Below are 8,431 nucleotides of genomic sequence, written 5' to 3'. Positions count from 1 at the left end.
CTCTATGAATGAGTAGAACCTGTACGCTAGTTCTGAATCGTAGATCTGCTTATCGAACTTCACTACCTGCTGGGTGTTGTACGCTAAGGAGGGGGTTTGGTCTTCATCTCCCCCTTCATCACTCTCACTATCGTTCTCATCACTACCCTCATCAGTAGTATTCTCTTCGTCCTCCTCATCGCTCTCTTCAGATTGTTCGCTCTCACTACTATCTTCACTAGAGTCCTCTTCACTCTCCTCGTCTTCACTAGGAGATTCAGAATCACTAGTCTCGTCTGTAGTGTTGCTCTCCTCAACCTCACCACTACTCTCATCAGTTTCGCTCTCCTCATCTTCTGATGATGTAGCTGCAGCTTCATCACTTTCCTCATCTCCCTCATCTTCTGAGTCCTCGTACTCATCGGTCTCATCCGTACTATCTTCACTATCTTCATTAGAATATTCTTCATCATCTACGTCTTCTTCAAAAGATTCTTCAAAATCGTCTTCACTACCCTGGGATCCTGGGCGCTCATCACCTGAATCGGATTTGGAATCTTCGTACTCACTTTCCTCGCTCTCGCTCTCTTCAGATTGATCACTTTCATTAGAACTGTTAGAAGAACTATCAGAACTACTCTCTTCACTAGAGTCTTCAGAGGGGGAGGGTGATTGGGGGATTGAACTAGTGCTCTCGTTTCCACCATGAGTTTCTTCAGAAGTGTTAGAACAAGGGGGTTCGACTTCCTTTTCCTCCTCCTCGATATTCTCCTCGATAAGCTCTCTATTCTCCTCATTTTCCGTATCGATAAAGTCTATCCTCCTCACCCTGAGTTTCATTCTCTCACCAATTCTGATACCACGTAGTTCACTACCTTGTCCACTATCGGATCGTCTATGTCGATTCTGGCTCCTTCTTCCAGTCCGAACTTCTTCATGATATTGCTTTTGAAATTGTAGCCGAAACAGAACCCAACGCTATCGCTACTTATCTCTGTCTTGAAATTGTAACTCCCGTACAGACTGAAGTACACGTTTACGTTAAACGTGTGCTTTAGTTCTCTGACGTAATCGAGGTATCTGAGTATCTGAGACCTCTTCGGATAGTCTGTGGAGACATCTTTTATGAGTCTCTTCAGATAGAGTTCTTCTTTGATCACCTTGACCTTCTCCGCAAAAGCCTTCGCCTTGCCGTTCACGTACATCCTCACGAATACATCGTAGATAGATACGTACTTTCCTCTCTTCCTCTCCTTCAGGTTAAGCTCGATAATAGAGTACCCGTCCCTAGAGTGCTCGAATTTGAGCCTTATGCAGTTCTTAGTGTAGTATAGTACTCTTATTGAACTGTTGATCAGGGCATTAAGGTCGACAGTTGTGAGTACTCCCCTATCCTCTGAGTAGAACTCTCCCGTCAAGTAGATCCTTGAGAGTTCATCGAGTGTGAGGGGCTTATCCTTTACTACAAATACCTTATTCTCGTCGAAGTACATCTTATAATCCCCGAACTGGTCTGGTCTGTCTGTCGGCTCTGGCTTGAATTCCTTAATAATATGAGTGTACGCTTCCTTATTCTCATCCTCTACTTTCATGCATACTTCTCTCTCCTCCCTCGCCTCCTCGACCTCGAAACTGCTCTCAATTTTCTTGATATGTATTCTTGAGACTTTGTTTAGATCGAAAGTCTCCTTCTCCTCCTCCTTCTCCTCTATGACAATTTCTCCCTCTCCCTCGTACTTCTTATTTATGTTCCCATTTTCTTCAGGAACTTCCTCTTTTATGAATTGATACGGCTCCCTAGAGTTGACGTACTGCACGTACTTAATCCAGTCGTCATCATACTTTACGATAAATGAGCGTACTAGGGAAGCTAGGTCGAAATTGTCGGAGTTCAAGTTCTCTATCACTTCTCCGAGTTGATAGAGTTCTTGGATTGTAGCGGGTTTCCTCAGTTGAGCGTTAATAGTATCGATATAGATCTGAGTTAGTAGATTAACTACTCTCTCGTCCTTGAACTTCTTTGAGAGTAGCTCTCTGACCAGTTTTACTGATAAGTGGGGGATGAAGATCTGGATAACCCTACGTAATAGAGGCTCTGAAAAGTCCCTCTCATCGTTAGAAGTGAGAAATACTATCAAATTATTCTTATTCCCCACGATAATCCTATCCTGGTTTGAAAATCTCGCTGAAACCCTACAGTTCTGTAGGAAATCTAGGAGTAGAGCATCGCATGAAGGTCTAGTCTTGTCGAACTCATCTAGCACTAGAACTGTCAGTTTCTTTCTGCTCTTCAGAAGGGCTTCAATCAGGGGACCTGGAATCTTCTCAATACCACTCTTAGTTCTCTCAGAAGGCAATAGCTTATACAGGAGGTCATCTTCAGAAGTACCCAGGGTGCACTGATAAAAGACGTATTCTGCGTTGAGGATATCAGAAAGAGCATAAGTCATAGCAGTCTTCCCCACACCAGCAGGTCCCCGAAGCATGAAAGCACGGATCCCACTTCGGAGTTGAAGGGAGGAGTTGAGAATAGAGACTACATTATCTGGGTAGTAGAGACCTCTCCTCTCAAATTCGGTCTTTAAATCTAGCATACTCCTACCTTAGAGTAGGAAAGAAGAGAAAACGAGTGTGCACTTACGTGTCGTATGGTCATGCTCTCTCCACATATTCTGAGCATAACTTCCTTATAAGCTTAACGCTGACATGTGGAAGTGTTTTGTTCTAACACTTCTCACAAATTCCACTTTTCGGGATTCTTAGCGGAGTTGATCCTTTTAGACCGAGAACTCCACTTCCCCTTCGCTTTGGCGGAGTTGATTTTGCCTATTCTGTGCGATTTCCAAAAATTTTCACTTTCTCCCTTATTTTTGAATAAAAGTTAAATTCATTATGTGTAGTAGTACATACTAGTAGTCAATAAGTACTTTAGTTTCCTGGCTATTCTCTCTTCGAAAGTACCACTACTTACTATTATGTATATTTTAGCTATTTTTCCTGGTTTAGGTCTTACTACTCTCCCTATACGTTGGATTAATTGTCTCTTAGTTAGTGAATTACTGACTATTATCCCTATTGAACATTCGGGCACATCTATACCTTCATCTAGTACTCTTACTGTTAAGAGAATATTGAATATACCCCTTTTCCAGGCTTCTAGTATCATATTTCTTCTCTTTATACCACTGTGCACAATACCACATTTAAACCCAAATTGTCTTAAGTACTTATACAATTGTTCTACACTTCTCTTACTCTCAGTGAATACTATTATTCTCTCATTTTCATTTTCTTTTATTATTTGTGCTATTTTTGGTAATTTTGTAATACTCTCACTACACAATTGTCTTCTCTTATTCGTTAATATCATTAGTAGTCTTCTATATCTATTCTCATGATATGGATATTCTCTACTTGATACTGAGTACTTTAGATCATCTAGTTTTTTAGCTATTTCTCTAATTTTCTCATCTAGGTCCATGTAAATCCAGTACTCTCTAGTAGTTAACTCAGTCTTGATAATCTTTACTTCTACTCTACTAACATAATTTCTCTTCATCATGTAGTTATAATCCTTTTTGTATATTATTCTCAAATAGCTATTTAAATGAAGATTATCGGAGCGCTCTACTGTTGCCGATAATCCTATGATATCTTTTTCTCTAATTTTTTCTAAAAATGTATTCCATTTTGGGGCGAAATAATGATGAATTTCATCTAGTATGAATAAGTCATAATTCTTAGATAGATGATCAGAATACTTTACTATTGTATTTATAATCCCTATGACTATACGTTTTAATCGTTTTTCTTTACCATATAAAAACCCAATATCATGACTTTTAATATCTGTATGCTTTATGATTTTTTGGTACCACTGTTTTAGTAGAACTTCTGTCGGAACTACTATAACCACTTTAGCATTTTTGTGATAATACAATTCTAATAACTTAAGACCTATGTATGTCTTACCAGTACCAGTAGGTAATTCAATTATTCCTTTTCTACCACTTCTAAACCATTTAATTAATGCTTCATTTTGGTAATCCCTTAAGACTACTGTCATCTATTCTCACCTTTTAGTAGTTTTTTGAATAGAATTACTACTAATGTTGGTACTAGTAAGGGCGCTATAAATGGTAATATCATTATGAATATCACTATAGCCGTAAAGAATAATGGTGATAAAAGGATTAATCCCAATACTATACCTATTTTCTTTAGAATTCCTTTTATATTCCATTTTCTCTTTTTCTTTACTCTCTTTAACTCTCTCTCTACTCTCTCACTTCTAATACTCTCTATTTTCTCATCTAGTAGAGAAATAGTCTTGTATATGTTAAAGAACTCTCTCTTTATGCTCTTAATCTCATCTAAAATCTCTCTATCTCTAGTAGTAGTTACATGACTCTCTTTTTCTCTCTCTAACTTACTTAGTTCGTAAAATAGCTTATCAATTTGTTTTCTGATATCATAAATCTCTCTCATAAGATTATCAATATCTTTAGTACTAGTACTAGTAGTAGTAGTTTTAATCTCTCTCTTAACTTCTCTACTTTTATCTGTAGTCTTATGCTTATCTCTCTTAGACTTCTCCCTTAACTCTCTCTTAATCATCTTAATCTCTTCTCTTCTCTCTATCTCTCTAAGTTTAGCTTTAATCTTCTCTAACTCTCTAGTGTACTCCTTTAATTTTTGTTTTAACTCATCATCATCATTATGTTCTAATTCTCTCTCTAAACTCTCTATTAGACTTTCTAACTGTTCTTTTTCCATTAGAAGATAATCTCTCTCAGTTAGACCACTAACTTTATGTTCTACATAATTGTTAGAAGTTCTATCCCTAACTAACTTAGTGAATTGTTTACCAATTTCACTTTTAGTAAGATTAAAGTCTATCTCATCTTTTATACTCTCTAATAATGACTTTAGATCTATATCATCATCTAATTTGAGATAGTACAAAATAGTAGCTAATGTTTTTGTGTATTTGGGATAACCTAATTCTTTTAGAAGTTTTTCATACTGATTTATAATTTCCAGGCTATTCATACTAACCACCTATTGAGATTTTTTGAATTGATTTTCAATAACTCTCTATCGTTAGCTTTTCTTACTAGAAAATGACATTTACCATAATCATGTAAGCTTTTAGCTACAATTACATATCCATGAGAATAAATCGATTTTACTAGATCTTCTACAGAATTGAAAATGTAACCACTTAACTCAGAATTTAGAACATAAACTCTCTCAATTAGATGATCTACAATAGACCTGTAGTAGTAAATCCTTTTGTAATTATGCATTTTCATATCTCTTCACTCTCTACTTCTCTAGTAAATGATATTAAACTGAGTACGTCTATGACTACTTCTCTCTCTCCGCATAGAACTCCTGCTGTAATATGTGAATTGAAAACGTCTAAGTATCTCTTCAATTGTGTTATCAGATATCTCACATTTACATTAGAATTGAGATAGATAAAATGAAATACTAAATGTTCAAAATCATGGGGAGAAAACGATATCAGAATTGGATATTTATTCTCCCTGTGGATTATTAGAATTGGATTTAGATAATCCTCATAAATAGTAACCTTATATCCTAATTCTTCAATTCTCTTCTTTAGAACTTTTACATATATTCTCTCATCATATTCTTCAAATTCTTCAATAGTGATATCTCCTCTTCTTAAAGCATATTCTCTATTTTCATAATCAAAATCTATCTCCTTATTGGTTCTAATAACTACATTAGAGATAAAATCAAAATCATCTTTAATGTGCATTAGAAAATGATCATCATATTCTCTATAATAATGTGGAAAATGAGTATACCTTAACACTACTACTTTATTCATTTTACTCTCACCTTATTGAAGAAATTCTTATAGTTCCAGGGTTTCTTTAGGATATTCCATAACTTAAGTACTCTATCACTAAAGTACTCACTTCTCAAAAATGATGATGATGATCTTCTAGAAGTTAGAAGTAAGTAAACATTATTGTTTTTCAGATAACCACCTTTATACTCAGTAAGAAAATCTTGGTCATTAGAGATAATGACTATATTGGAATTAGGAGATAATTCTAAAGCTATTCTCTCTATCTCAGTATCAAGTCTATCATCTTTATTTTGAGAACCTATAACTTCTATAGTAGTAACCTTAATACCAAATTTCCTTAAGAACTTAGAGAATAATCCCATATACTTACATACTTTAGGATTATTCTGTGGTATTGGGATAATGACTTCCTTAATCCCTAAAATCTTTAGAGATTTAGCTATTGAGAAATAGTACTCATAGGGATTATTGTAATTAGAAGATTTAAAACTATAAAAGACATTTTCACTATCAACAATTGCTACACTTTTATGGTAAATCGTCATATTCTCTCCCTATATTTAGGGGATATCTCCCTTATAAACCTATCGGTTCTTTTTATTCACTTATGTTCTAACACTTAGTGAAAATTTGTTTAGCCTTAAACTGGACCTCTTTAACTTTTTTCCTGGAACTTCATGGAATTTGAATAAAAATGGACTCGAGATTTATTTAGCTGCAGCTATATTCGTGGATAAAAGTGAAAAGCAATTTTCTCCTTTATATTTATATATGTATATATAGGGCTTATTTTGTGAATAAAAGTGAAAAAGGTTGATTTTGAGATTTTCAAATTCTAATCAAGTGTTAGGACTAAATGAAAAATTGTAACCGATAGGTTTATAAAGGAGATATTCGTAGAATATAGGGGGATAAAGTGGTGTACGATAAAGCTAACGTAGAACTCATGAAAAAGTCATTTTCAAAATTCTGTACTAAACTTCTCTATTCTCATAATTTCTCTATTTCTGAGAAAATCGAACTTCTAAACAAAATGTACGATTATGCTTATCTCTATCTTCACTATTATGTAGCTAATTATAGATCTTACAATTATCTCAAAAAATGCTATTTTATCACTCTTATGAAATTGTTTAATCTGTATGATCATAAAAGGTGATAATAAGAAAATTACATTAGAAGATATTGAAAAAGAACTAGAGAATATTGATACTTATTTCTCTTCTCTCTATAATCCCTTATGTAAAGCTTTATCCAGGATTAACTTTATCCCTAAATCCAGTTTTTCTAAGTACTATAAACAAATTGAGATTTTGTATAATGAAATTAGTGATTTATGTGATAGACTACTTGAATTGAAAATGTACATAATAGAGAATTATGACATTTATGATGATAAAGTTAGTAGTGTACTCACTAGTGTTAATGCATTATATAGGTATATCGAAACTAGTGTAATTACTCTAGAACACTTTAAAATGAAAATGAGGGCTATAGAAGATAGTACTACAATAGAAGATTTTCTATTTATGCCTGGGGAAATCCCCTAACATAAGTTAGGGTGATATCCCAGGGGGGGGATAAGGGGATATGGAAAAAGTGAAAATCGAATATAAGGATAAGAGACATATCATGGGCGAACCCTCATACATAACCTTTAGGCTATACAATAATAGGACATTAATACTTAAGTACAAATTGGTATTTAGTAAACCATATCTACATGTAAATGCAATAGAACATATAGTACTCACTTATGAAGATAAGAATTGTTATGCTTCATGGGGATTTACAGAAAAAGTAAAAGACATTATCCATAATGTCTTAAGAGACATATTCCATACTTCTCGTAAGCTTAAATGTTCTAGATTAGTAATTGAATTTAATGAAGAATCCCAACGAATAGTAAACTACTTAAGAACCTGGCTTTAGAAGAACCAATAAAAGAACCAATTTGTTCTAACAAAAAGAGATTATAACAGATAATGGAATTAATTAATTATTTAATAATTAATTAATTAAATATATGTTATCATATATCACTCTCTTTTTTATGAGATAATGCACAAAATATTATATATGCTCATCTTATTCTACCATACTTATGCATAATATTGGTTATCATCTTTCGATATCTTTATAAGTGTTAGAACAAATTGGTGTTAGAACAAAAACGAATTTTCTAACAAAAAATTCTTAGTTCAAATACCCATTATAACTTCTACCCTAATAACTAATCCAATAGCACACAAAAACCACTAAACCACAGAAATAAGAATATCAGAAATATACTATTATCCCCTAACCCAAAAACCCAAAAAATCAACAATTTAGAATACCCCCCACATACTATATTAGCTAAAACCCACTCACTCACTCATCAGAAATATGTAATAGCCTAACAATAATATACCCCCATTTAGCTACCAGTATTTAGTTATCTTGATTTTAACATATCACTAACCCAATATATAATCCCCCCCTATATACTATATTAGCAATTGAACACACACTCACACACTCACCATATATATTTATTACACACATATTATATATACCGTAATATATATATCTCAAAGAATCACTCTCTTCAATATAATGAAT

General features: G+C 33.8%; 8 protein-coding genes. 2 read left to right on the top strand and 6 right to left on the bottom strand.

Going from position 1 to position 8,431, the window contains the following annotated elements:
* From LWW95_11175 to LWW95_11150, 6 genes are all read right to left on the bottom strand, one after another.
* Window positions 1-819 (bottom strand): hypothetical protein (locus LWW95_11175; protein MDL1957585.1); only part of this gene is annotated, 819 nt, incomplete at its 3' end.
* A complete protein-coding gene (locus LWW95_11170) occupies window positions 816-2,573 on the bottom strand; it encodes an AAA family ATPase (GenBank protein ID MDL1957584.1) in 1,758 nt (585 codons plus the stop codon). The genes LWW95_11175 and LWW95_11170, both read right to left, overlap by 4 nt.
* A gap of 296 nt (window positions 2,574-2,869) precedes the next feature.
* Window positions 2,870-4,045: a DEAD/DEAH box helicase gene (locus LWW95_11165; GenBank protein ID MDL1957583.1), complete on the bottom strand. Its 1,176-nt coding sequence runs from the start codon at window positions 4,043-4,045 to the stop codon at window positions 2,870-2,872.
* Window positions 4,042-5,031, bottom strand: coding sequence for a hypothetical protein (locus tag LWW95_11160; GenBank protein MDL1957582.1), 990 nt, complete (start codon window positions 5,029-5,031; stop codon window positions 4,042-4,044). Before LWW95_11160 ends, LWW95_11165 begins: the two co-directional genes overlap by 4 nt.
* Before the next feature lie 259 nt (window positions 5,032-5,290).
* Window positions 5,291-5,842 (bottom strand): hypothetical protein, encoded by a 552-nt coding sequence (locus tag LWW95_11155; protein ID MDL1957581.1) that lies wholly within the window; start codon window positions 5,840-5,842, stop codon window positions 5,291-5,293.
* Window positions 5,839-6,372, bottom strand: coding sequence for a hypothetical protein (locus tag LWW95_11150; GenBank protein ID MDL1957580.1), 534 nt, complete (start codon window positions 6,370-6,372; stop codon window positions 5,839-5,841). The genes LWW95_11155 and LWW95_11150 overlap by 4 nt, the downstream gene beginning before the upstream one ends.
* Before the next feature lie 597 nt (window positions 6,373-6,969).
* On the opposite strand from LWW95_11150, the gene LWW95_11145 reads away from it, so the two are divergent.
* Both LWW95_11145 and LWW95_11140 read left to right on the top strand, forming a co-directional pair.
* Window positions 6,970-7,377, top strand: a complete 408-nt coding sequence (locus LWW95_11145) for a hypothetical protein (protein MDL1957579.1) — start codon at window positions 6,970-6,972, stop codon at window positions 7,375-7,377.
* 148 nt (window positions 7,378-7,525) lie between these two features.
* Window positions 7,526-7,759, top strand: a complete 234-nt coding sequence (locus LWW95_11140) for a hypothetical protein (GenBank protein ID MDL1957578.1) — start codon at window positions 7,526-7,528, stop codon at window positions 7,757-7,759.
* Window positions 7,760-8,431 lie beyond the last annotated feature (672 nt).

Origin of the sequence: Candidatus Desulfofervidus auxilii, from assembly GCA_030262725.1 — a bacterium.
Lineage (GTDB): Bacteria > Desulfobacterota > Desulfofervidia > Desulfofervidales > Desulfofervidaceae > JAJSZS01.
This window is presented reverse-complemented; position numbering and strand designations above follow the sequence as displayed.

Excerpts from the sequence above, each read along its gene's own strand:
- LWW95_11165 (MDL1957583.1), bottom strand. The coding sequence starts at position 4,045 with ATGACAGTAGTCTTAAGGGATTACCAAAATGAAGCATTAATTAAATGG.
- LWW95_11170 (MDL1957584.1), bottom strand. The coding sequence starts at position 2,573 with ATGCTAGATTTAAAGACCGAATTTGAGAGGAGAGGTCTCTACTACCCA.
- LWW95_11155 (MDL1957581.1), bottom strand. The coding sequence starts at position 5,842 with ATGAATAAAGTAGTAGTGTTAAGGTATACTCATTTTCCACATTATTAT.
- LWW95_11160 (MDL1957582.1), bottom strand. The coding sequence starts at position 5,031 with ATGAATAGCCTGGAAATTATAAATCAGTATGAAAAACTTCTAAAAGAA.
- LWW95_11145 (MDL1957579.1), top strand. The coding sequence starts at position 6,970 with ATGATCATAAAAGGTGATAATAAGAAAATTACATTAGAAGATATTGAA.
- LWW95_11150 (MDL1957580.1), bottom strand. The coding sequence starts at position 6,372 with ATGACGATTTACCATAAAAGTGTAGCAATTGTTGATAGTGAAAATGTC.